At 61.4% G+C, this 23,024-nt stretch carries 24 protein-coding genes; 8 read left to right on the top strand and 16 right to left on the bottom strand.

Translation table 11 applies throughout. The features are described 5' to 3' along the window. Nucleotides 1-11 precede the first annotated feature (11 nt). The 9 genes from era to AB7A72_RS18585 form a co-directional block, all read right to left on the bottom strand. Nucleotides 12-1,088 (bottom strand): GTPase Era, encoded by a 1,077-nt coding sequence (era, locus tag AB7A72_RS18625; protein WP_394680463.1) that lies wholly within the window; start codon nt 1,086-1,088, stop codon nt 12-14. Between the two features lie 6 nt (nt 1,089-1,094). After that, nucleotides 1,095-1,778, bottom strand: coding sequence for a ribonuclease III (gene rnc / locus AB7A72_RS18620; RefSeq protein WP_239809193.1), 684 nt, complete (start codon nt 1,776-1,778; stop codon nt 1,095-1,097). Then, complete coding sequence (locus tag AB7A72_RS18615; protein ID WP_373449979.1) at nt 1,779-2,147, bottom strand: DUF4845 domain-containing protein; 369 nt, start codon at nt 2,145-2,147, stop codon at nt 1,779-1,781. A gap of 25 nt (nt 2,148-2,172) precedes the next feature. After that, entirely contained in the window at nt 2,173-3,141 is a 969-nt protein-coding gene (lepB, locus tag AB7A72_RS18610) for a signal peptidase I (protein WP_239809194.1), read from the bottom strand. Nucleotides 3,142-3,167: 26 nt separating this feature from the next. Then, nucleotides 3,168-4,976, bottom strand: a complete 1,809-nt coding sequence (lepA, locus tag AB7A72_RS18605) for a translation elongation factor 4 (protein WP_312833853.1) — start codon at nt 4,974-4,976, stop codon at nt 3,168-3,170. Nucleotides 4,977-5,132: 156 nt separating this feature from the next. Continuing rightward, nucleotides 5,133-6,083, bottom strand: a complete 951-nt coding sequence (locus AB7A72_RS18600; RefSeq protein ID WP_369460798.1) for an MBL fold metallo-hydrolase — start codon at nt 6,081-6,083, stop codon at nt 5,133-5,135. Nucleotides 6,084-6,149: 66 nt separating this feature from the next. Beyond that, complete coding sequence (locus AB7A72_RS18595; RefSeq protein ID WP_407064998.1) at nt 6,150-6,434, bottom strand: hypothetical protein; 285 nt, start codon at nt 6,432-6,434, stop codon at nt 6,150-6,152. 5 nt (nt 6,435-6,439) lie between these two features. Then, the gene (locus AB7A72_RS18590; RefSeq protein WP_239809198.1) at nt 6,440-6,835 is read right to left on the bottom strand and encodes a nuclear transport factor 2 family protein; all 396 of its coding nucleotides are present in this window, start codon (nt 6,833-6,835) and stop codon (nt 6,440-6,442) included. Nucleotides 6,836-6,854: 19 nt separating this feature from the next. Then, nucleotides 6,855-7,496: a DsbA family protein gene (locus AB7A72_RS18585; RefSeq protein ID WP_407064997.1), complete on the bottom strand. Its 642-nt coding sequence runs from the start codon at nt 7,494-7,496 to the stop codon at nt 6,855-6,857. Nucleotides 7,497-7,571: 75 nt separating this feature from the next. On the opposite strand from AB7A72_RS18585, the gene AB7A72_RS18580 reads away from it, so the two are divergent. From AB7A72_RS18580 to AB7A72_RS18570, 3 genes are all read left to right on the top strand, one after another. Then, the gene (locus tag AB7A72_RS18580; RefSeq protein ID WP_369460795.1) at nt 7,572-8,540 is read left to right on the top strand and encodes a LysR family transcriptional regulator; all 969 of its coding nucleotides are present in this window, start codon (nt 7,572-7,574) and stop codon (nt 8,538-8,540) included. Nucleotides 8,541-8,616: 76 nt separating this feature from the next. Beyond that, complete coding sequence (locus AB7A72_RS18575) at nt 8,617-9,225, top strand: M17 family peptidase N-terminal domain-containing protein (protein WP_369460794.1); 609 nt, start codon at nt 8,617-8,619, stop codon at nt 9,223-9,225. 230 nt (nt 9,226-9,455) lie between these two features. Beyond that, nucleotides 9,456-11,102: an ABC-F family ATP-binding cassette domain-containing protein gene (locus AB7A72_RS18570; RefSeq protein WP_369460793.1), complete on the top strand. Its 1,647-nt coding sequence runs from the start codon at nt 9,456-9,458 to the stop codon at nt 11,100-11,102. Here the strand turns inward: AB7A72_RS18570 and AB7A72_RS18565 are convergent. Next, the gene (locus tag AB7A72_RS18565; protein ID WP_239809203.1) at nt 11,099-11,266 is read right to left on the bottom strand and encodes a hypothetical protein; all 168 of its coding nucleotides are present in this window, start codon (nt 11,264-11,266) and stop codon (nt 11,099-11,101) included. The two genes, AB7A72_RS18570 and AB7A72_RS18565, sit on opposite strands and share 4 nt — an antisense overlap. 72 nt (nt 11,267-11,338) lie before the next feature. Between AB7A72_RS18565 and AB7A72_RS18560 the strand changes: the two genes are divergently transcribed. The 3 genes from AB7A72_RS18560 (at nt 11,339) to AB7A72_RS18550 (ending at nt 13,801) form a co-directional block, all read left to right on the top strand. Beyond that, entirely contained in the window at nt 11,339-12,232 is an 894-nt protein-coding gene (locus AB7A72_RS18560; protein WP_369460792.1) for a LysR family transcriptional regulator, read from the top strand. Continuing rightward, nucleotides 12,165-13,217, top strand: coding sequence for an NAD(P)-dependent oxidoreductase (locus AB7A72_RS18555; RefSeq protein ID WP_369460791.1), 1,053 nt, complete (start codon nt 12,165-12,167; stop codon nt 13,215-13,217). The genes AB7A72_RS18560 and AB7A72_RS18555 overlap by 68 nt, the downstream gene beginning before the upstream one ends. A gap of 101 nt (nt 13,218-13,318) precedes the next feature. Next, nucleotides 13,319-13,801, top strand: a complete 483-nt coding sequence (locus AB7A72_RS18550; RefSeq protein ID WP_369460790.1) for a hypothetical protein — start codon at nt 13,319-13,321, stop codon at nt 13,799-13,801. 58 nt (nt 13,802-13,859) lie between these two features. Here the strand turns inward: AB7A72_RS18550 and yghU are convergent, their stop codons facing one another. Beyond that, nucleotides 13,860-14,696 (bottom strand): glutathione-dependent disulfide-bond oxidoreductase, encoded by an 837-nt coding sequence (yghU, locus tag AB7A72_RS18545; protein WP_313332416.1) that lies wholly within the window; start codon nt 14,694-14,696, stop codon nt 13,860-13,862. 261 nt (nt 14,697-14,957) lie between these two features. On the opposite strand from yghU, the gene AB7A72_RS18540 reads away from it, so the two are divergent. Beyond that, nucleotides 14,958-15,707 carry a type 1 glutamine amidotransferase gene (locus tag AB7A72_RS18540; protein WP_239809208.1) on the top strand — a complete coding sequence of 250 codons (750 nt, stop codon included), beginning with the start codon at nt 14,958-14,960 and terminating at the stop codon, nt 15,705-15,707. 65 nt (nt 15,708-15,772) lie between these two features. On the opposite strand, the gene serS is transcribed toward AB7A72_RS18540, so the two are convergent. From serS to AB7A72_RS18525, 3 genes are all read right to left on the bottom strand, one after another. Then, entirely contained in the window at nt 15,773-17,089 is a 1,317-nt protein-coding gene (gene serS, locus AB7A72_RS18535; RefSeq protein ID WP_312413021.1) for a serine--tRNA ligase, read from the bottom strand. A 116-nt stretch (nt 17,090-17,205) separates the two neighbouring features. Beyond that, on the bottom strand, nt 17,206-18,189 hold the full coding sequence (gene ispH, locus AB7A72_RS18530; RefSeq protein ID WP_239809210.1) for a 4-hydroxy-3-methylbut-2-enyl diphosphate reductase: 984 nt from the start codon (nt 18,187-18,189) through the stop codon (nt 17,206-17,208). 2 nt (nt 18,190-18,191) lie between these two features. Beyond that, entirely contained in the window at nt 18,192-18,677 is a 486-nt protein-coding gene (locus AB7A72_RS18525; protein ID WP_230775199.1) for an FKBP-type peptidyl-prolyl cis-trans isomerase, read from the bottom strand. 263 nt (nt 18,678-18,940) lie between these two features. Between AB7A72_RS18525 and radC the strand changes: the two genes are divergently transcribed. Continuing rightward, entirely contained in the window at nt 18,941-19,648 is a 708-nt protein-coding gene (gene radC, locus AB7A72_RS18520) for a RadC family protein (protein ID WP_312833864.1), read from the top strand. A 205-nt stretch (nt 19,649-19,853) separates the two neighbouring features. On the opposite strand, the gene AB7A72_RS18515 is transcribed toward radC, so the two are convergent. Next, on the bottom strand, nt 19,854-22,166 hold the full coding sequence (locus tag AB7A72_RS18515) for a UvrD-helicase domain-containing protein (RefSeq protein WP_369460789.1): 2,313 nt from the start codon (nt 22,164-22,166) through the stop codon (nt 19,854-19,856). Nucleotide 22,167: 1 nt separating this feature from the next. Beyond that, nucleotides 22,168-23,016, bottom strand: coding sequence for a hypothetical protein (locus AB7A72_RS18510; protein WP_369460788.1), 849 nt, complete (start codon nt 23,014-23,016; stop codon nt 22,168-22,170). Between the last annotated feature and the right edge of the window lie 8 nt (nt 23,017-23,024).

Here is a 23,024-nt window from a genome sequence, read left to right as displayed (position 1 = left end):
CAGGGTTGTGCTTATTCGTAGCCGAAGGACTTGACCCGGGCCTCGTCATCGGCCCAGCCGGACTTGACCTTGACCCAGACCTCCAGGAACACCTTGGCGTCCAGCAGCTTTTCCAGCTCCTGGCGCGCTTCGGTGCTGATGCGCTTGAGCTTTTCACCCTTCTCGCCAATCACCATCGCCTTGTGGCCATCGCGCTCGACGACGATGGTCGCGGCAATGCGCATGAAGCGGCCATGTGTCTTGCTGGGCTCTTCGTCGAACTTGTCGATGACAACGGTCGAGGTGTAGGGCAGCTCATCGCCGGTAAAGCGGAAGAGCTTTTCGCGCACCGTCTCGGACGCCAGGAACTTCTCGCTGCGGTCGGTCAGCTCTTCGGGACCGTAGAACCAAGCCTGCTCGGGCAGGTATTTTTCGCAGATGCCGAACAGGCGCTCGATATCGCCCTTGTTCTTGGCCGACATCGGTACGAACTCGGCAAAGGGGTGGCGCTCCTGCATGTCACGCAGCCAGGGCGCAATCTCGTGGCGGCGGTGCACGGTGTCGAGCTTGTTGGCGATCAGCAAGGTCGGAATGCCGGGCTTGAACAGCGACAGCACCTTGGCATCGGCCAGCGTAAAGCTGCCCGCTTCGACGACGAACAGGATCAGGTCCACATCACCGATGGCACCCATCACCGTCTTGTTGAGCGACTTGTTCAACGCGCGCGAATGGCGGGTCTGGAAGCCGGGCGTATCGACAAACACGAACTGGGTGTTGTCCTGCGTGCGGATACCGGTGATGCGGTGGCGTGTGGTCTGCGCCTTGCGCGAGGTGATCGAGATCTTCTGGCCGACCAGCGCATTCATCAACGTGGACTTGCCCACATTGGGCTTGCCAACGATGGCGATCAGGCCGCAGCGCTGGGGGCCGGTTGGCGCGGCAGGCGCCTCGGCCTGGCCGGCATCGGGGGCGCTGACGCGCGCCACGGTCGCACCGGGCTTGGCGGCGGCCAGCATCGCGTCCAGGTCGGAGAGGGTCTGGCCCGAAGGCAGCAGCTCTGCAGGGGCTTGGCCAGCAGCGCTTGGAGAAGGAGATTTTTTCGAGGTCATAAAAGCTTAGCGATGCTGGGTCTGCAGTTGTTGCAACATGATGGCGGCTGCCGCCTGCTCGGCCGCGCGGCGCGATGCGCCAGCGCCTCCGCTGCGGGCCTGGAAGGCCGGCACCACACAGTCGACATGGAAAGTCTGCGCATGCGCAGCACCGGTGGTGCCGGTCACCACATACTCCGGCACCGATTTCTTGCGTGCCTGCAGCCACTCCTGCAACGCCGTCTTGGCATCCTTGGACGCGGCGGGCATGTGCTGCGAGATCTCGACACGCTCATAGAGATGATGCACGATCGCCTCGGCCTGCGTATAGCCGGCATCCAAGTAAACCGCTCCAATAATCGCCTCGACCGCATCGGCCAGAATCGAAGGACGCTCGCGTCCGCCCGATTTGGACTCGCCCTCCCCCAGACGCAGCACCTTGGCCAGCTGCAGGCGCAGCGCAATCTGGTGCAAGGTGTCCTGCTTGACCAGGTTGGCCCGCATGCGCGAGAGCTCGCCTTCCGGGGTGCCCTTGAGCTTCTGGAACAGCATCGTCGATACCGCCAGGCCCAGCACCGAGTCACCCAGAAACTCCAGGCGCTCATTGTGATCCGCACAAAAACTACGGTGCGTTACCGCTCGCTGCAGCAACGCACCGTTCGCAAAGGAATACTGCAGGCGTTCCTGCAATCGGCTGAGTTCTGATTCCACCTACTTCACACTATCGTTAAAACGGAAGACCAGATAGGCCGGACCGTACAGCGGGATATCGCGCTCGTAGCTGTACGACACCACAATCTTGCCGTCCGTGTCCTTGGTCACTTCCAGATCATTGGCATTGACCGAGGTCATGTCATCAATGGCCTGCGAGCGCTCATAGATGGCGCGCACTTCCTGCACCGTAGTGCCCTGGCGCGCGGCCTTGACCGCGGCCTTCTTGATGTTCATGTTCTCGATCACGATCGGGACGGCCTTGCTGCCCACAATGGCCAAGGCCACGATGATGAAACCCCAGAGCACCACACCGATGAACGACATGCCGCGCTGGCGGTGCCTTGGTGCTTGTTTCATAGTCTGCATAGCCAATCCCTCTTAGAAAACTTTTTTAGTTAAACGGTCCGATACGCTTGATGTTACCGAAATTCATCCAGACAAAGAAGGCCCGGCCCACAATGTTGGCATCCGGCACAAAGCCCCAGTAACGGGAATCGAGCGAGTTGTCGCGGTTGTCGCCCATCATGAAGTAATGGCCTTCAGGCACCTTGCAGGTCACGCCTTCGACGCTGTAGCGGCAGTTGTCCTTGTACTTGAAATCCGTCACGCCCTGGACAAAATTGGGCACATCCGGGTTGATGATGGCGCGGTGCGTCTTGTCACCCAGCTGCTCCTCGATCTGCTTGAAGTAGCGCATCGCATCCTGCTCGAAATAATCGGGCTGGTTGGTCGTCGGCACCACCTTGCCATTGATCGTCAGGCGCTTGTTGATGTAGGCCACCTCGTCACCGGGCACGCCCACCACACGCTTGATGTAGTCCATGCTGGGCTGCGGCGGGTAGCGGAACACCATCACATCACCGCGCTTGGGCGCCGTGCCCTCGGTGATCTTCTTGTTGATCACCGGCAGGCGCACGCCATAGGTGAACTTGTTGACCAGGATCAGGTCGCCCACCTGCAAGGTCGGGATCATCGAGCCCGACGGGATCTTGAACGGCTCGAACAGGAAGGAGCGCAGGATGAAGACCACGGCGATCACCGGGAACAGGCCTGCGGTCCAGTCCAGCCACCAGGGCTGCATCAGCAGGCGCGTCTTGCCCTCTTGCACGTCGATGCCATCGACCTTGTCGATCCCCTGGGCATCGAGCTGCCGGCGCCGCTCGGCCGCCGACACTTCCAGCTGCGCGGCAGCCGCCTGGCGCCGGGGGAAGAAGTAAAAGCGCTCCGCCAGCCAGTAGGCGCCGGTGATCACCGTGGCCAAAAACAGCAGCAGTGCAAAATTGCCTTCGATGGCGCCGCTGTACCAGGCGCCCATATAGGCCACAAAGGCGGCCAGAATCAGTGTTGTCAGGAGTTGCATAGCTTTGCTTTTGGCTTCTTCTCTTCTTAATCGTCCACTTGCAGAATCGCCAGGAACGCCTCTTGGGGCACTTCGACCGAGCCGATCTGCTTCATGCGCTTCTTGCCGGCCTTCTGCTTTTCCAGCAGCTTGCGCTTACGCGTGATGTCGCCACCATAGCACTTGGCCAGCACGTTCTTGCGCATCGCCTTGACGGTTTCGCGGGCGATGATGTTGGCACCAATGGCCGCCTGGATCGCCACGTCGAACATCTGGCGGCTGATGATTTCGCGCATCTTGGCCACCACCGCACGGCCCCGGTAGACCGACTGCGAACGGTGCACGATGATGGACAGCGCGTCCACCTTCTCGCCGTTGAGCAGAATGTCGACCTTGACCACGTCGGAGGCCCGGTATTCCTTGAACTCGTAGTCCATCGAGGCATAGCCGCGCGAGACCGATTTGAGCTTGTCAAAGAAGTCCAGCACGATTTCGCCCAGCGGCATTTCGTAGGTGAGCATCACCTGGCGGCCGTGGTAGGCCATGTCCATCTGTACGCCGCGCTTCTGGTTGGCCAGGGTCATCACCGGGCCTACATAGTCCTGGGGCATATAGAGGTGCACGGTCACAATCGGTTCCCGCACCTCTTCCAGACGGCCGGCATCGGGCATCTTCGAGGGGTTTTCCACATCGATGAGTTCGCCATCGGCCTTGAGCACCTGGTAGACCACGCTGGGCGCGGTGGTGATCAAGTCCTGGTCGAACTCGCGCTCCAGGCGCTCCTGCACGATTTCCATGTGCAGCAGGCCCAGGAAGCCGCAGCGGAAGCCAAAGCCCAGTGCCTGCGACACCTCGGGCTCGTAATGCAGTGCTGCATCGTTGAGCTGCAGTTTTTCCAGCGCGTCACGCAGCTGGTCGTATTCGGAGGCCTCGGTCGGGTAGAGACCTGCGAACACTTGGGATTTGACTTCCTTGAAGCCCGGCAGCGGCGCGCTGGCGGGGCCCAGGTTGTTGGGCAGCTTCTTTTCCAACGTGATCGTGTCACCCACCTTGGCGGCCTTCAGCTCCTTGATGCCGGCAATGATGTAGCCCACCTCTCCGGCCTTGAGCACATCGCGCGGCTCATTGGCGGGCGTGAACACGCCCAGGCTGTTGGCTTCATAGGCCGCGCCGGTGGCCATCATCTTGAAGCGCTCGTTCTTCTTGAGCTGGCCATCGACCACGCGCACCAGCATCACGACGCCCACATAGGGGTCAAACCAGCTGTCCACGATCATCGCGCGCAGGGGCGCTTCGGGCTCGCCCTTGGGTGGCGGCACCTTGGCCACCACGGCTTCCAGAATGTCTTCAATGCCCATGCCGGTCTTGGCCGAGCAGGGAATCGCGTCGCTGGCATCAATGCCGATCACATCTTCGATCTCGGCCTTGGCATTGTCCGGGTCTGCATTGGGCAGATCCATCTTGTTGAGCACCGCGAACACTTCCACGCCCAGGTCCAGCGCGGTGTAGCAATTGGCCACCGTCTGGGCTTCAACGCCTTGCGACGCATCGACCACCAGCAGCGCACCTTCGCAGGCCGACAGCGAACGCGAGACTTCATAGGAGAAGTCCACGTGGCCGGGGGTGTCGATCAGGTTCAGGTTGTAGACCTGGCCGTCCTTGGCCTTGTAGTGCAGGGCCGCCGTCTGCGCCTTGATGGTGATACCGCGCTCTTTCTCGATGTCCATCGAGTCCAGCACCTGTGCCTCCATGTCGCGCTCGGCCAGGCCTCCGCAATATTGGATCAGGCGGTCCGCCAAGGTCGACTTGCCATGGTCAATATGGGCAATGATGGAAAAATTACGAATGTGCTGCATTAACAAACAACGGAAAAAGGCCTGGAATCGGGCGCGCACGCCAAAGGGGGCTGGAGATTCCAGCCAAAACACGCATTGTAGGCAAAAAACAATGCACCCCAGCGGGGATAGCCGATCCCGCCGGGGTGCCGTGCTGTGGGCCGTATCAGCCCCTCATCAATGCCACTGCATCTCGCCCTTGGCCACCTTGGCGCTCAGCGCCAGGCCTTCCAGACCGCCCAGGTGGGGAAAGCGCTGCTTCATTGCCGCTTCCAGTGCAGCGCCGTCCTTGGCCTTGGCCGTTTCTTCGTCAAAGGCGCGGATGTAATCGGCGGTAAAGTCCACGGCCGCCGTGCCCGCTGGCATCGTGCCGGCAAAGTGGCCGGGGATCACCACATCGGGGCCCAGCGCCTTGATGCGCGCCAGCGTCGCCAGCCAGTCGCTGTGCGACTGCGGCGTCTGGGTATCGGCCATCCAGACATGCTCACCGGCCATCACCGGGATGCCACCGGCCACCGTCTTGATCGACGGAATCCAGACCACCGTGCGGTCCGGCGTAGGGCCGTCCAGGCCAATCAGCTGCAAGGCCTGGCCATCCACCTGCAGGCTGTCGCCCTGCAGCGGCTGGGGCACCACCAGCTGCTTGGGCGCGTTCTCGCCCAGCTTCGGGCCCCAGACCTTGAGCTTCTCGTCCTTCGTGGCCTCGATATGGGCAATGGTCTGCGGGGTCGCCACAATCCTGGCGTCTGGGAACGCGGCTTGCAAGGTGTCCAGACCAAAGTAGAAGTCCGGGTCGCCATGGCTGATGTAGATGGTCGTCAGGCGCTTGCCGCTGGCCTTGATCTTGTCGGCCAGCTTGCGCGCCTGCTCGGCCGAGAACTGCGCATCGATCAGCACCGCCTCGGTCTTGCCCTGCACCAGCACCGAGGAGACGGCAAAGATCGCTTGTTCGCCAGGATTGAAGACCTCGGTGGTCAGGGTCGCCTGTTGGGTATCGGCCGGCGCGGGGGCCGCAGGCGCGCTGGCGGCCGGCGCAGCGGGCGCCTGCTGGGTGCTGCTGCGCTCACAGCCCACCAACAAGGCAGCGGCCAGCGCACAGGCGGACAGGGTGTAGTAGCGTTGTTTCATGGTCTGGTTTGCTTTCAAAAAGGGATTCAACAAAGGTGGGCGCAGGCCAGGCTGCAACCCGGTGATTCAGGCTCCGGCAGCAGCCCCCTCTGCCATCGCTTGCGCCAGGGCTGCGTGGAACTGGGCCAGTTCCTGCGCCAGGCTTTCGCGCTGGCGAAAACGCTTGCCGGCGCGCTCGTACCAGTTTTCGGCGTCTTCCAGATCGCCTTCCTGCAAATGCACGATGCCGTGCAACCAGGCGGCCAGCAGGCCGGGAATGCGCTGCACGCCATCGTGGGCGGCATGCCAGTCACCCGCTTGCAACTGGGCCGCCAGCCCCTGCAACTGGCGCAGTTCGTCCGGCGTCTGCATGGCCGTCATGGCTGCATCGCCTGGCGCATCGCAGCGCTGTCCACCACCTGCTCCATGCGGATGATCTGGCCACCGCGCAGCTGGTACAGGTGCGAAAAGCCCGCCTCCATCGCCCGGCCGCTGGCGCGGTGGGTGCCGGTGTAGCGGCCAAAGGCGGCCACCCGGTCGCCATCGGCCAGGTAGCTGTGCACATGGACGCGGAAGTCCGCCCAGTCGCTGCCCAGCCGCGCAAACACACCCTCCACGATCTGCGCGGCGCCCACATACTCGCCGGCATAGGGCGATCCGGCCGCCTCGATCCAGCGCACATCGGGCGCCAGCGCCGCCATCAAATGGCGGGCGTTGTCCTCGGGGCTGCCTTCATAGGTGGCACGAATGGTGTCCAGGTTGCGGGTGGTCATTGAGAGCCTCCGTACAGATTCAGGCAGCCAGGCACTGCGCCACAAAGGCCTGGGGGTTGGAGAAAGCGGCGCTGGCGTTCAGCAGCTGGCGCTGGCCATCGCGCTCCAGCACAAAGCTGGGCACACCCTGGGCGCCCAGCTGGCGCATCAGCTGCCGGGCCTGGGCCATTCGGGCGTTGTTGGCGTCCATCAGCGCGGCATCGGGTTGCGCCAGCCGGGCGGCAGCGTCGTTCAGGCCCAGGCCCCGCAGCAGATCGAGCAGCACGGGAATGGCCGTGTTGTCCAGCCCATCCACATAGCGCGCATGCTGGATGGCCTTGAGCGCCTCGGCCTCGCGCTCTGGTGCCGTCAGGTGCACGGCCGTCAGCGCCACCGTGGCGGGGCCGCTGTCAAACATCTGTTGCGGCTTCTCGAGCACCTCGCTGCGGTAGCGCTGGCTGAAAGGCTGGCCGGTCAGGCGCTCGATGCGCTGGTCATTGCTCCAGGCATAGGCGGCAAAGGCCTCGTCCATCGGGCGGGCGCCTTCGCCCGAGAAAAGTCCGCTGGGCAGCAATTGCAGCTGCTCGCCGCCTTGCTGCGCCAGGCTTTCCAGCACCGGTCCTGCGCCATAGCACCAGCCGCAAAGAGGATCAAAGAGGTAATAGAGGCGTTTCATATCCATTGCTTATCGAATGCGATGGCGCCATAGTAGTCAATTTGAATTGACAAATAAACCGCAATCAAATAGATAACTCGTATGCAAAAAGCAAACAATCTTGATGATGCGGCGATGGGCCACTTCTCCAACCTCAAGCGCTTGGCCTATTTCAGTGCCGTGGTGGAAACCGGCAGCTTCACCGCCGCCGCCGCGCGCCTGGGCATCACCAAGGCGGTGGTCAGCCAGCAGGTGGCACGGCTGGAGGCCGACTTCCGCACCAGCCTGCTGACGCGCAGCACCCGCAAGGTGGTGCCCACCGATGCGGGCCAGGCCTTCTACCAGCGCTGCGCGCTGATCCTCAAGGAAGCAGCCGACGCCTTTGACGAGCTGGCCCAGGGGGCCGAGGCGCCCACGGGCACCTTGCGGCTGACGGCACCGCTCGATTACGGCATTGCGGCCATCGTGCCGGCCATCACCGCCTTCTGCCGCCGCTACCCGCAGTGCAAGGTCGACGCCTCGCTCAGCGACCAGTCGCTGGACCTGATGGACGGGCAGGTGGAGCTGGCCATCCGCGTGGGCTGGCTGACCGAGCTGCACCTGCAGGCGCGCCAGATCGGCAGCTTTCGCCAGTTGCTGGTGGCTTCGCCTGCCTGGAAGCCACAGCTGGCCAGCATGGAGGAGCCGCAGCAACTGGCCGCCCTGCCCTTTGTGGCCAACACCGCGCTGCGCGATCCGCTGCACTGGAGCTTTTCGCGCACGGCTCTGGAGCGCCAGAACGTCAGCATGCCGTCGGTGCTGTCGCTCAACGCCACGATGGCCGTGCGCGAGGCGGTGCGCCACGGCGCAGGCCTGTCGGTGCTGCCCGACTATGCCGTCGCCGATGACCTGCACAGCGGCCGGCTGCTGCAGGTGCTGCCGGATTGGAAACTGCCCTCGGGGGGCATCCATGCCGTGTTTCCCGCCGCGCGCTTTCGCCCGGTGAAGGTGCGCGCCTTTGTCGAGCTGCTGCAAGAGCAGCTGGCGCAGCAAGACGCCAAAGCCGGAGGCCCTTTGACGGCAGCCGGTTGATGCGCTTGTTAGGATGGCCGACACCTTGGGCGGCATGCAGCCGCCGCGCAACCCCCTCTGACAGGAGATACCCCCAATGGCAGCAGCAGTAGAACGTAGCGATATCGGGCAGTACCGAGGGGTGCGGCTGGAGCTGGTGACGGTCGATGCCACTGGCGCGCAGGTGGATCTGTCCTGCGCCTGCATGTTCACGCATGAAGTGGACCACCAGCCCATGGCAGGCGGCCTGGCCCACCTGGATGCCGCCCTGGGCGGCCAGCTGGCCCAGGCCCGGCGCGATGGCGCGTTCCGCGCCCAACCGTTGGAGACGCTATTGATCACACCCCCAGCAGGCGCCGTGCAGGCCCCCGCCATCCTGGTGATCGGCATGGGCCATCCCGAAGACTGGAGCCCCGCGACCAGTGCCGCTGCGGTGGCCTGCGCATTGCGGGTCGGCCACCTGCGCGGTGCGCGCAGCGTGGCGATCGCGCCCAGCATTCTGGACACCGGCATCCACTCCGATGAGGACGTCAACGGCCCCATGCTGCATGGCTTCAAAACCCAGCTCGATGCCCTGCACCAGCTCCACAGCCTGGGGCTGGCAGCCGCGCCCGCCATCGAGCACTGGGTGTTCGACACCGGCGCGGCCCATTTCCCGCACAAGCTGCAGCACTACCAGCAGGCTTTTGCATCGATGATGGGCTGAGGGTCAGGCAGCGGCGGCTCTTGACCGCTGCGCCATGCGGCCTACAATGGGCTGCTTTCTTACCTGTGCGAGGTCTTCTACCCATGCGCTATTGATGCTGCCGTCTTGCTGACGGCCCCACGTCCCGCCCCTTGATCGCAGCGGCTGCCCTATCTCTCACGATGGCCAAAGCTGCAGGCTCACCAGCCATGGCTCGGGGATGTTCGGCATCGATGAATCGCACGGGTGGTATGACAGACACGCATTTGACGCTGCATGGCGTCTCCTATTCGCTGCCGCAAGGCCGGCAGCTTTTCTCCGATCTCCACGCCCGCTTTGACCGCCAGCACACCGCGCTGGTCGGCCGCAATGGCGTGGGCAAAACGGTGCTGGCCCAGCTGCTGGCTGGCGCGCTCGAGCCCACCAGCGGCCGCATCAGCCGTGCAGGCCGCATCCATTACCTGGCGCAGAACCTGCTGGTGCAGCACCCCGCGCAAAGCATTGCCGAGCTGGCTGGCCTGGCACCTGCGCTGGCAGCGTTGCAGCGCATCGAGCAAGGCAGCAGCGACCCGCAGGACTTTGCGCTGCTGGCAGAGCGCTGGGATCTGCGCCAGCAGTTCCAGACCCTGCTGCAGGACAGCGGCTTGCCCGCGCTGCCTGCCGAGACCCCGGCCCACACCTTGAGCGGCGGCCAGGCGATGCGCGTGGCGCTGTTGGGCGCGCAACTGGCCCAGGCCGATTTTCTGATTCTGGACGAGCCCAGCAACCACCTGGATGCCGCTGGCCGCGCCGCACTGGCGCAGCGCCTGCAGCACTGGCCCGGCGGCCTGCTGCTGATCAGCCATGACCGGCGCCTGCTCGCCCAGATGGAGGTGATCGCCGAGCTGAGCAGCCAGGGGCTGCGCATGTACAGCGGCTCCTTTGGCGGCTACCAGCAGGCGCAGCAGCAGCGCGCGCAGCATGCGGCGGATGCGCTGGCCCGCAGCAAGCTTGAGCGCAAGCGCAGCGAGCAAGCGCTGCAGGGCCAGCAGGAGCGCCAGCAACGCAAACAGGCCAGAGGCCACCAACAGGGCAAGCAGGCCAACCAGGCCAAGATCCTGCTGGGCCGCGCCAAGCAGCGCGCCGAGGCCAGCTCGGGCAAGCTCGTAGCCCAGCATGCCGCTGCCCGCGATGCCTTGAACGCCCGCGTCAGCGAAGCGGCCCGGGCGATCGACTGGCAGGCCGGCCCCATCCACTGGCAGCTGCCGCCCGAGGCCTTTGAGCAAGGCCGCAGCAGCGATGCCCTCGTCGCCGAGCTGCAGGACCTGCAGTCCCCCCGCCTGGCGGGCAGGCAGCCGCTGAACCTGCAGCTGCGTGCAGGCCAGCGCCTGGCCATCACCGGGCCCAACGGCTGCGGCAAAAGCAGCCTGCTGCAGATCCTCGCCGGCCAGCTGGCACCCGGCGCGGGCCAGCGCCAGCTGCATGTGCCCTGGGCCATGCTGGACCAGCAGCAAAGCCTGCTCGACCCCGCGCGCAGCCTGCTGGCCCAGCTGCAGCAAGGCAACCAGCAGACGCCGGAAGGCGTACTGCGCATGCGCCTGGCGCAGCTGGGGCTGGATGCGCGCTGCATTCTGCAGCCCAGCGGCGAGCTGAGCGGTGGCGAACGGCTCAAAGCCGCCATGGCCTGCGCGCTGTACCGCGATGCGCCCGCGCAGCTTTTGCTGCTGGACGAGCCCGACAACCACCTGGACCTGCCGGCGCTGCAAGCGCTGGAGCAGATGCTGCGCAGCTACCCTGGCTGCCTGGTCGTCGTCTCGCACGATGAGGTACTGCTCGATGCGCTGGCCTTGACGCACCGGCTGGCATTCGAAGGTGACCGCTGGGAGTTGGCGCCATGGAGAAGCGGTACGCAGTCCTAGCCTCCGCCTGGTGGTACCCGGAAGTTCTCGCTGATGCGGCGCTCGGCGCGCTGGCATAGATTCAGCCAGCCATGCCAGCGCCGGGCCAGCCAGCTGCGCGGCAGCGGGGCCGCTGGCGGTGGCGGATGGGGCAAGGGTTCAGGCAGTGGTCGAGGGTTTTGCATGGCCACCGATGCTCGGCGCCGGCCAGACTTCTGTAAAGTTGAATTTCCTATGCATTCACTTCAGAAAAACTGATGCGCAACCTCAACCTCGACCAGGTGCAGACCCTGGTCGCCATTGCCGACCTGGGCACCTTTGCGGCGGCCGCGCAGGCGCTGCACCTGTCGCCACCGGCCATCAGCCTGCATATCAAGGAGCTGGAAACGCGCATGGACACGGCCTTGCTGGTGCGCGGCCGGCGCCAGGCGGTGCTCACGGCGGCGGGCGAGCTGCTGGTGGCCCATGGCCGCAAGCTGCTCGACGCCAGCGATGAGCTGATCGACCTGGTGCAGCGCCGTGCCAGCGGCCGCGAAGGACTGGTCAAGGTGGGCGTGTCGGCAGGGGTCAGCACCCGCTTGCTGCCGATGATGCTCGAACAGCTGAGCAGCCGCAGCCCGGGGGTGGAGGTCAAGCTCGAAGCGGTGGGTTCGGCCGATGCGATGCAGCGCCTGCGCACCGGCTCGCTGGATGTGGCCATTGTGGCCAGCCCCCAGCCCAGCAGCGCCGAGATCGTGCTGACACCCTGGCGCAATGACCCGATGGTGGTGCTGCTGCCCGCCGCCTGGAAGGCGCCCAAGCGGGTAACGCCGGACTGGCTGGCCGGCAAGCGCTGGGCCTCGTTTGCACCAGCCACACAAATGCATGGGCTGATCGCCGGCTGGTTCGGGCAGGCGGGCCACCACCCCCGGCCCTTTCTGACCCTGAGCTACCCCGGCGCCCTCAAAAGCCTGGCCGCGGCCAGCCAGAGCGCGGTCATCCTGCCGTTCGAAGAGGTCGAAGACCAGCTGCAGCTGCCCGGCGTGCAGGTGCGCCATCTCTGGCCCCGCCTGATGCGCCCGATGGCCGTGGCCCACCGCCGCGATGGCAGCCACAACCCGGCAGCCGCTGCGGTGCTGGCGGTGCTGGCCGCTTTTGCGCTGCCGGGCTGATGTCCTGTGTTTGACAGGGGCCAGGGCCCCGCGCCTGCCATCATGGACGCATACCAACAAGGAGACATGCATGGCAGACAAGATCGGTTTTATCGGCCTGGGCCGCATGGGCAAGCCCATGGCTGCCAACCTCGTCAAGAAGGGTTTCGCACTGGTCGTCCATGACCTGAACCAGACGGCCGTCAAGGACCTGGTCGCGATGGGTGCGCAAAGTGCCCAGGTGCCCGAACTGGCGCGCGACTGCAGCATCATCGTCACGATGCTGCCGTCCTCGGTGGAGGTGGAGCAAACGGCGCTGGGCGAGGGCGGCATCTTTGCACATGCCCAGCCCGGCAGCATCCTGATGGACATGAGCACCATCGATCCGCTGGCCACCGACCGGCTGGCGCAGCAGGCCGCTGCCAAGGGCCTGTCGATGGTGGATGCGCCGGTGGGCCGGCTGGCCGAACATGCCGACCGGGGGGAATCGCTCTTCATGGTCGGCGCCAGCGATGCCGACCTGGCCCGCGTGCAACCCCTGCTGAACGCGATGGGCACTACCACCCACCACTGCGGCCCGGTGGGCACGGGCGGGCGCACCAAGCTGGTCAACAACTACCTGGCCGTCACCCTGACCCAGGTGAATGCAGAGGCGCTGGCGTTGTCGCAGCGCTTTGGCCTGGACATCGGCAAGACCTTGCAGGTGCTGCTGGGCACCTCGGCCACCAATGGCCAGCTGCGCATGAACTTTGCCAACAAGGTGCTGCTGGGCGACACCACGCCGGGCTTCACGATCGACCTGGCCCACAAGGACATGTCGCTGGTCATCGCCGCCGCCCATGCGAGCAAGGTGCCGATGCCGGTGGCCGCTGCGGTGCATGAGTCCTACAGCCTGGCCCGCGCCAGCCAGCACGGCGGCCTCGATTTCTCCGGCATGGCCGATGTGCTCTGCGGCCTGGCAGGCATCGACAAGCCGCGCGTGCCCAAGGGCTGGACACCCGGTTGAGGGGCTGATCCCGGAGGCTGCGATGTCAGCCCTTGTCCTATGCCCGCCGCAGCGCAAAATGGGTACAAAGACTGCTGTTCCACCCTCTGCCGAGACCCGCCATGTCCACGCCTATCCCTGCCCCTATCGCCGCTCTCTGGCGCAATAACGACAAGATCGCCGCGATCAAGCGGCTGCGCGAAGCTACCGGCATGGGCCTGGCGGAGGCCAAGAGCGCATTGGAGACGCAGCTCGATGGCGACGATGGACGGGAGCTGCCCGGCGGTGCAGAGGCATTGCGCCCCGCGATTGAAGCGGCGCTGGCGCGGGGCGACAAGATCGTCGCCATCAAGCTGCTCAAGGATGCCACCGGCATCGGCTTGAAAGAAGCCAAGGACCGCATCGAATCCGGCGACCCCCAGCAGTGGTTGCCGCAGCCCAATGCCGCCACGAGCCCCGGCAGCACGCCGGCCGCACCCGCTGCTGCAGCGTGGATGGCACCGGACCATGAGCCGGGCCGGGTGCGCAGCTCGGGCGCCTGGACGGCGGTTTTCGCCGTAGTACTGGTTCTGCTGCTGGCGGGCTGGTACTTCTGGCGCGCCTGATCGGCAGACCGCCGGGCAGCGCTGCGCGTCAGCGCGCGGCAGTCCGGCCGCCTAAGCGTCAGCGCTCAAAGTCTGCTGCACTGTGCCGCTCGGGCATCGGTGCATCGCCCCGGATGCGGTTGACCCGCTTGCCGCGTTGCACCGCAGGGCGCTGCGCGATCTCATCGGTCCAGCGGCGCACATGCTGGTAGGACTGGACATCCAGGAACTCGGCCGCGTTGTAGACCTCGTTGTTCAGCAGCGCGCCATACCAGGGCCAGGCAGCCATGTCGGCAATGCTGTAGTCCTGTCCAGCGATAAAGCGGTGCTCGGCGAGCTGGCGGTCGAGCACATCGAGCTGGCGCTTGACTTCCATCGCATAGCGGTTGATCGGGTAGGCCATCTTCTCGGGCGCATAGGCATAGAAGTGGCCAAAGCCGCCACCCAGAAACGCCGCGCTGCCCACCTGCCAGAACAGCCAGTTCAGCACCTCGGTGCGGGCCGCTGCCTCCTTGGGCAGGAACTGGCCAAACTTCTCGGCCAGGTGCAGCAGGATGGAGCCCGACTCGAACACCCGCACGGGCGTGCTGCCACTGCGGTCCAGCAGCGCGGGGATCTTGGAGTTCGGGTTGACCTCGACAAAGCCGCTGCCAAACTGGTCACCCTCGCCGATATTGATCAGCCAGGCGTCGTACTCGGCCTCGGCAATGCCCAGCTCCAGCAGCTCTTCGAGCATGATCGTCACCTTGACGCCATTGGGCGTTCCCAGCGAATACAGCTGCAAGGGGTGCTCACCCACCGGCAGTACCTGGTCGTGCGTGGCGCCCGCTTCGGGGCGGTTGATATGGGCGAAGGCGCCTCCATTGCCTTTGTCCCAGGTCCAGACCTTGGGCGGTTGGTACGGTTGATCCGACATGCTTTACCTCAGCTTTCTGTACATGGCTGGGGCCCATCGCTGCGGCCCGGCAGGGTGCTGGCGCGTGCTGGGGGCCACCTGCTGCCGATCATAGAGAGGAGCCCGGCGCACTGCAGCGGCGCCGTGAAAGACCACAACGCAGGTTGGCAGCAGCTTGATGCCATCTTGATGGCGGGCCGCACAGTCTAGACATGCGCTCAATGCCGGGCTTTCTACAGTGGGGGCCTCTCCACCCAGGGCTTGAAGCGCAAGCCACCCTCCATGAAACCTGTCGCCATCCTCCAGCATGAAACCTCGCAGGGCCCGGGCGTGCTGCTCGCGCACCTGCAGCAGCAAGGCATCCCCTATGCATTGATCACGCCCTGCGACAAGGGCATCGCGGCCATGCGGGCGCGCGACTACCGGGGCATCGTCGTGCTCGGCAGCAACCACTGTGCCAATGAGCAGCTGCGCTGGATCGAGCAGGAACGCTGCCTGCTGCAAAGTGCCCTGGCGGCGGAGGTGCCCGTGCTCGGCCACTGCTTTGGCGCGCAGATGCTGGCCCGCGCGATGGGGGCCCGCGTATGGCGCAACCCCTGCGCCAATATCGGCTGGAGCCGTGTCTGGATCACCCCCGACGCGCAGGCTTGCATGGACCTGCCCGCCGAGGCCACCCTCTTCAACTGGCACTACGACAGCTTTGAGATTCCGCACGGCGCCCGCCGCAGCATGTACGGCCGCCACTGCCTGAACAAGGGCTTTGTGCATGGGCCGCACTGGGCTTTCCAGGGCCATCTGGAGGTCACCGCTCAGAGCGTGCGCGACTGGTGCGACGAAGGCGCGCCCGAGCTGCGCAGCGCTGCAGGCCCTGCCGTGCAAAGCCGGGCGCAGATCCTGGCGCAATTGCCCAGGCATATCCGCCAGCTGCACCAGATCGCCGCGCGCACCTACAGCGCCTGGACGGCCCAGCTGCCGCGCCCGCGCCTGTTCTACATGCCCGTCTGGGGAGAGGCGCGCCTGGCGCTGGCATGAGCCGGCCCCATCAAAAAAGCCGGTGCATCGCTGCACCGGCTTGGTAGAACGCAGGGCCTGAACGCTTAGACCTTCAGCACGGCCACGCCGCCCAGGTAGGGTTGCAGCGCTTCGGGCACGGTCACCGAGCCGTCGGCATTCTGGTAGTTCTCCAGCACGGCCACCAAGGTGCGGCCCACGGCCAGGCCCGAGCCGTTCAAGGTGTGGACCAGCTCGTTTTTGCCTTGCGCGTTCTTGAAGCGGGCCTGCATGCGCCGGGCCTGGAAGGCTTCGCAGTTGCTCACCGAGCTGATTTCGCGGTAGGTGTTCTGCGCGGGCAGCCAGACTTCGAGGTCATACGTCTTGGCAGCGCCAAAGCCCATGTCACCGGTCGACAGTGCCAGCACGCGGTATGGCAGGCCCAGGCGCTGCAGCACATCTTCGGCATGGCGCGTCATCTCTTCCAGCGCCTCGTAGCTCTTGTCCGGGTGCACCACCTGCACCATCTCGACCTTGTCAAACTGGTGCTGGCGGATCAGACCGCGCGTGTCGCGGCCGGCCGAGCCCGCTTCCGAGCGGAAGCAGGGGCTGTGCGCCGTCAGCTTGATCGGCAACTGGTCTTCGCTCAGCACTTCGTCGCGCACCAGGTTGGTCAGCGGCACTTCCGAGGTCGGGATCAGGTAGAGCGCTGCGGTGTCGGGCACCGGCTCGGCATCCTGGCCGCCCTTGTTGGCGGCGAACAGGTCCTGCTCAAACTTGGGCAGCTGGCCCGTGCCCTTGAGCGAGTCGCTATTGACGATGTAGGGCACATAGCACTCGGTGTAGCCATGCTGCTCGGTCTGCAGGTCGATCATGAACTGCGCCAGCGCGCGGTGCAGGCGGGCGATCGGGCCCTTCATCACCGTGAAGCGCGAGCCAGTCAGCTTGACACCGGCCTCAAAGTCCAGGCCCAGTGGCGTGCCCACATCGACATGGTCCTTGATCTCGAAATCAAAGCTGCGGGGCGTGCCCCAGCGGCGCACTTCAACATTGGCCGACTCGTCCTCGCCCACCGGCACACTCTCGTGCGGCAGGTTGGGCACGGCCACCAGCATGGCCTGCAGCTCGGCCTGCAGTTCATCCAGACGCGTGGCCGATTGCTCCAGCTCGGTCTTCATCGCGGCCACATCGGCCTTGGCGGCTTCGGCAGCGTCCTTCTCGCCCTTGCCCATCAGCATGCCGATTTGCTTGGACAGCTGGTTGCGCTTGGCCTGCAGCTCTTCGGTGCGGGTCTGGATGGTCTTGCGCTCGGCTTCCAGCGCCTTGAAGGCCTCGACATTCAGAAACTGCTGGGGGCTCTTGCGGGTCTGCAAGCGGGCGATGACCGAGTCCAGGTCTTTGCGAAGCAACAAAATATCAAGCATGAATAACCTCTTGGGGTGGGGCAGCGCCGAGGCCTGCCCATGAAAGGGGAGTGAGGTGGGCGCCGCCCACCGCGATCAAAGGGAAGTGGACGAGCCGCCAGGCCACCAGGCCTTGTTCAGCGACCCGTCTCCGGAGATCGTGCAGAAATCTCCAGCCCGCCGACATCGATTTTCAGGCCCTTGGGCAGCGGAAACTTCACCGTCTCCTCGATGCCATCCATCTTGCGCACTGATGTGGCACCCAGCACCTTGATGCGCTCGATCACCTGCTTGACCAGCACCTCGGGGGCCGAGGCGCCCGCGGTCAGGCCCACGCGGGCGATGCCGTCAAACCATTCGGGCTTGAGCTCGTCGGCGTTGTCCACCATATAGCCCGGCGTGCCCAGCTTGACGGCCAGCTCGCGCAGGCGGTTGCTGTTGGAGCTGGTGGGGCTGCCCACGACGATGACGAGATCCACCTGGCTGCTCATCACCTTGACGGCATCCTGGCGGTTCTGCGTCGCGTAGCAAATGTCCTGCTGCTTGGGCTCGCGGATCTGCGGAAAGCGCCGCTTGACGGCCGCAGTGATCTCGGCGGCATCGTCCACGCTCAGCGTGGTCTGCGTCACCACCGCCAGTTTGTCGGTCTGGCCGGGGTTGACATGGGCCACATCGCCCACTTCTTCGACCAGGTGGATACCTTCGGACAGCTGGCCCATCGTACCCTCGACCTCTGGATGCCCCTTGTGGCCGATCATGATGAACTCATAACCCTCCTTGGCCAGCTTGGCCACTTCCACATGGACCTTGGTCACCAGCGGGCAGGTGGCATCGAAGATGCTGAAGCCGCGGCGCTCGGCCTCCAGCTGCACGGCCTTGCTCACGCCATGGGCCGAGAAGATCAAGGTCGCGCCCGGGGGCACGTCATCGAGCTCTTCGATGAAGATCGCACCCTTGGACTTGAGGTCGTTGACCACATAGGTGTTGTGCACGATCTCGTGGCGCACATAGATGGGCGCGCCAAACTTTTCGATCGCGCGCTCGACGATCTCGATCGCCCGGTCCACACCGGCGCAAAAGCCGCGCGGCTCAGCCAATACGATTTCCTGGGGCCGCAACATGCTCAGAGCACTCCGATCAGCTGGACTTCAAAGGTCACCGGCTGGCTGGCCAGCGGGTGGTTGAAGTCGAATTGCACGGCGCCATCGTCGCGCACCTGCATCGCCACACCGGCGTAGGTGCTGGCACCATCAGGCGTGGGGAACTGCACCACATCGCCCAGCGTGTACTGCTCCATCGGATCGCCCAGCTCATTGAGCAGGCGCCGTGCCACCCATTGCACCATCTCGGGGTTGCGCTCGCCAAAGGCTTCGCCAGCGGGCACGTGGAAGGTCGCATGCGTGCCCTCGGGCAGACCCAGCAGCAGGTTTTCGACCGCAGGCGAGAGCTCGCCCATGCCCAGCGACAGGGTCGCGGGCTTGCCTTCAAAGGTGTTGATCACATCGCCCGCCGGACCAGCCAGGCGGTAGTGCAAGGTCAGAAACGATCCGGGTTGTACCACTGGCGCATCAACAGGCAGCGGCGTCACGGGGGCCATCGGAGTAGTCATGCAAATCCCTATAAACTGGGGTGTATTGTAGGTTGTAGGGTGAAACCCCTGCATGCAACCTATATCAAAAGATGCCCGGCAGAACCCGACCAAATGGGGGGTTTTGCCCGGACAAAAGGCCACCGGCCGACAGCGAACCGCCAGGAGTGCCCGTGAACACCCATCGTTGCTGCCTTGCCCCTGCCTGCGCATGGCATGCCCCGCCCCTGCCCCGCCCGTCTGGCGCGCCCCCGGGGCCAGGCCAGCCCGATTGAAAGGACTGCATGCCCCTCAAAGACCTCCCCGCCGACTGCCAGCCGCGCGAGAAACTGCTCGCCAAAGGTGCCGGCACGCTCACCGATGCCGAGCTGCTGGCCATCCTGCTGCGCACCGGCATGGCCGGCAAAAGCGTGCTGCAATGGGCGGCCGAGCTGCTGGCGCCGCGCCAGCCCGATGCTCTTGGCAGTGTTGGCAGCTTTGGCAGCATCAATGGCCTGCTGCAGGCCAGCAGCGCCGAGCTCTCCCAGGTCAAGGGCCTGGGGCCTGCCAAGCGCGCTGAACTGATCGCGGTGCTGGAGCTGGCCCGCCGCGCGATGGCCCAGCAGTTGCAACAACGCCGGCTGCTGGACAGTGCCGCCACCGTCAAAGCCTATGTGCAGCTGCACCTGGCCCACAAGCAGCATGAGGTGTTTGCCGTGCTGTTTCTCGACAGCCAGCACCAGCTGATTGCGCTGGAGGAATTGTTCCGGGGCACCCTGGGCCAGGCCTGCGTCTACCCCCGCGAAGTGGTCATACGGGCGCTGCACCACCACGCTGGCGCCGTCATATTGGCGCACAATCACCCCAGCGGCCAGGTCACGCCCAGCCAGGCAGACAGGCAACTGACGCAGAGCCTGCGGGCCGCCCTGTCCCTGGTCGATGTGCGTGTGCTGGACCATATCATTGTGGGCCCCGGGGCTGCACTGTCGATGGCCGAGGAAGGTGAGATGTGAGTAAACAGGACAAAGCACGAGGCGCCACCGCAGGCAAAAAACCTCAACACACACCCTCAGTTATAAAATTAAACCACCTAAGTCGTCCAATCTGTATCATTGATCAAAAAATAATAACGATGCGAGCAGCAGCCAAAACCATGCCAACACAGATATCACTGATGTATTAGATAAATAATTTTTAATTATTAAAGACTATACCAGATCATACTTCATTCACAGTCAGAAGCTCCGAAGCTACGGCACTTGAAAATACCGGACTCAGACCACGAGGACGTGCCCCCAATATTTCCACTCTATATTTAGCACGTGTTAATGCTACATATACACGCTGATGAGAAGCATAATTAAGATAATTTTGACTATCTTGGTACGCTCCCCCGTCTCTAGGCGGCACTCTCCCACCATCCACTCCAACCAATACGACTGCGCTAAACTCCAGCCCCCCGACATATTCGGGGGCAGTTAATACAAAACGCCCGGATACTTTTGCCTTATTTACGGCATCTAAGTCCCCACGACTTTTAATGACCTCCACCGGTTTACCCAAAGTTCTAGCTCTACTTTGCAATAAACCAAAAAGCTCATTTCCAAAAGCAATAACAGCAACGTCCGCTTTAGTTCCGCCAATTGCTTTAACAATTGCCTCTGCGCGTGAAAATGCCGCATCCATCATGAGCTCATCAGAGGCGTACATCAAAGCAGTCGGTTTCTCGCATTTTCTTTCCTCTTCTGCAGTAAAAATACTTTGTGCAGCAACCATGGGATTGTGAAAATCAGTGAACAAGGTTGCACCTGATGCTGTTACTGAAAATGCTAAATTCACAATATCTGGCGAACAACGAAATATAGATTTAACATCCGTTGACAAAGGATCTCCAGCTATTGAATTGGGATCAAAAGCATGCTCAAATGAGGAATCAGTCCATCCACGATCTCCCAGTGCTTGAGATCGATCAACCGAATATGCAATAGGTTGCGAATTCTCAGCCCTAGTCAATCGATGAAATATTGAAAGCTCATTTACATTAAAGAGATGAGTTTCATCTACGAAAATACTGTCATAACCTTCTCGAACTCTTCTACGTCGCCAAATTGGCGTTGTAAGTTGCGACATTGCACTCAAAACCACATCATCTGTATCATACTGATTTGAGTTCTCCAACTCAGCTTGATATTTCTCATGCATAAGAAATACAAATATCTTATCGCCATCAGTCACTAATGGAAAGCCATTTTTTAGTCGAGCAAGTTTTTTATAATTCTCGATATTTTGTCCCGCACGTCCTTTAATTTGCACGCTTATTTCATGCTGAAGCATATCAGCAACAACCCATTTTTCTGTTTTTGACAGAAAGTCAATAAATTCGTTAGACAAATATGGTTTATGCGACGCTAATTCTCTTTGCATCGCAAAGTCTACAGCTTCAGCAGCATATAGTCCCTGCACCATTTTTGACTCATACGCATCTTTATCCACAAGCTCAGTTTCAGAAATATCTTGGTGCAACAGTCTTGAACAAAGACTTTGCAAAGTGGCTACACGTACTTCTTGTCTTTTGGTGAACTCATGGGATATTGGAGTAAAAAATCCATGCTCATCATTTATACTAAATAGATTCTCAATTGCTTTTTTCGTAGCTTCACTATGAGCAACAAAAAGGCTACGATGATCTTTATCGTCATCACGAGCCATCTCCAGAGTTTTAAGACATTTGAGGACCAAACTCAAGGTCTTTCCTGTTCCTGCGGGTCCTTCAATTCGATGCGGCACAGTTAAACGACTTTTGACAAAATCTTGTTGCTTCTGTGTTAATAGTGGCATCCAGGCATTCAAACCGGCTTCATAAGCAGCATGGCTTCGACGATCATTCTCGAGCGAAGTTACTGCCAAAGCTTTTTCGCCAGGCTGTGCAACTTTGTTTACTGCAGCGATTACTTGTGACGCATATTCATATGCTCCAACGCGCTCCTCAAGTGATCTTCGAAAATTTGTAGTTCTGACTTCCTCGCTAACACCATTGCCAGCACCATTAGAAAATTTATAAACTAAAAGTGCAAGCCCTGTTTCCCGCTTAGCTCGTCGCTTTTCATCTGGATTTCGCTCAATAGCGACTCTTAAATCCGTTTGCATCCCTATTGGATACGGAAAGACAACCGCCTTCCCATTCGCCAATACCAGCTCATGAGCACTCGGCTTATTACCATCCCAAAGCTTAATCGCAAACCTTAAAGTCTTTTGCAACACCAACAAGAATCCATTATCATCCAGCTGCAACAGATCTCGCGCCTCCTCATAATCAAAAACAATATAATTATCTGTATTTTTCCCTGAGTAAATGATATAACTGCCGTTCGAAGAAGCCACACCAGCAACGCGTGCACCAAGAACTATTTCTTTCAACCCATTTTTAACAAATTGCGCTAAACTTTTTCCTATAGGAAACTCCGCCGATTGAAGAGTTCTCTCCAAAACAAGCTCTCTCGCCGAGAATTCATCCAGATATAAAAACTTCATTTCATGCTCCAAGACCTATTTTGATTAAAGATTTTTTCACATCTTTATGATCAATATCTTTTACGCCAATTCTAGCGAACAGCATAGAAAAACACTGCATTATGTGCTCAATCCATGGCGAGGTAATTTTACCAATTGGAAGAGAAAAATCATCTGAATCAATAAACCTAGGACAAATTAAGTCAGCTCTCTTCATATCTAAAATATCACTTGGAGCGCAGCCATCAATTATTTTTCTCGCAATACTACCCGGAATATGATGAACTTCACGGAGCAGAACTATAAAATCGGTTTCATCATCTGCATCCAAGCTTTTAACGCCACGCAGTAAATAATATCCACTCAACCTATTTCCCGACAACTCTTTCAACAACCCCTCAACCGTTTTCTCAAATATCTTCAAAGCATCTTTAATCACTTCAGCATCATCAATTTTCTCTTTAAATAAAACAACCTGCTTATATGTATTTAAATTTTTTTCGAATTTCAAAAAATGAGATTTTTTTGCCTTATCAGTTTCCATTGGAAGAAAATGAGTTTTAAAAATATCATCCAATGGATGCACCTTCAAAAGCGAAGGAGACAAATCGACTGCCTTCAAAATCAAACTAAATGTATTATCCAAATCTGCCAGTATACGCTCGAACATGATGATGGCTCCGTCTCTTAGCATCCAAGTCGCCAATGAAACCACCGGAACATAGGAGTACACAGGGACCTTTTCTTGCGCAGCGTCGCATCGAGCAGTAATAACAAGTCCATAAACTTTATTTTTTAGATAATTCTCCGCATAAGCACACGAAAAAATTGTCCCCTGAGTAAATTGCCCAGTTCTTGGCTGTTCGAACATATACCCTC

It is taken from the genome of Comamonas sediminis, assembly GCF_041107495.1.
GTDB lineage: Bacteria > Pseudomonadota > Gammaproteobacteria > Burkholderiales > Burkholderiaceae_C > Comamonas > Comamonas sediminis.
The sequence above is the reverse complement of the archived record's forward strand: the minus strand, read 5'-3'. Positions and strand labels throughout refer to the sequence as shown.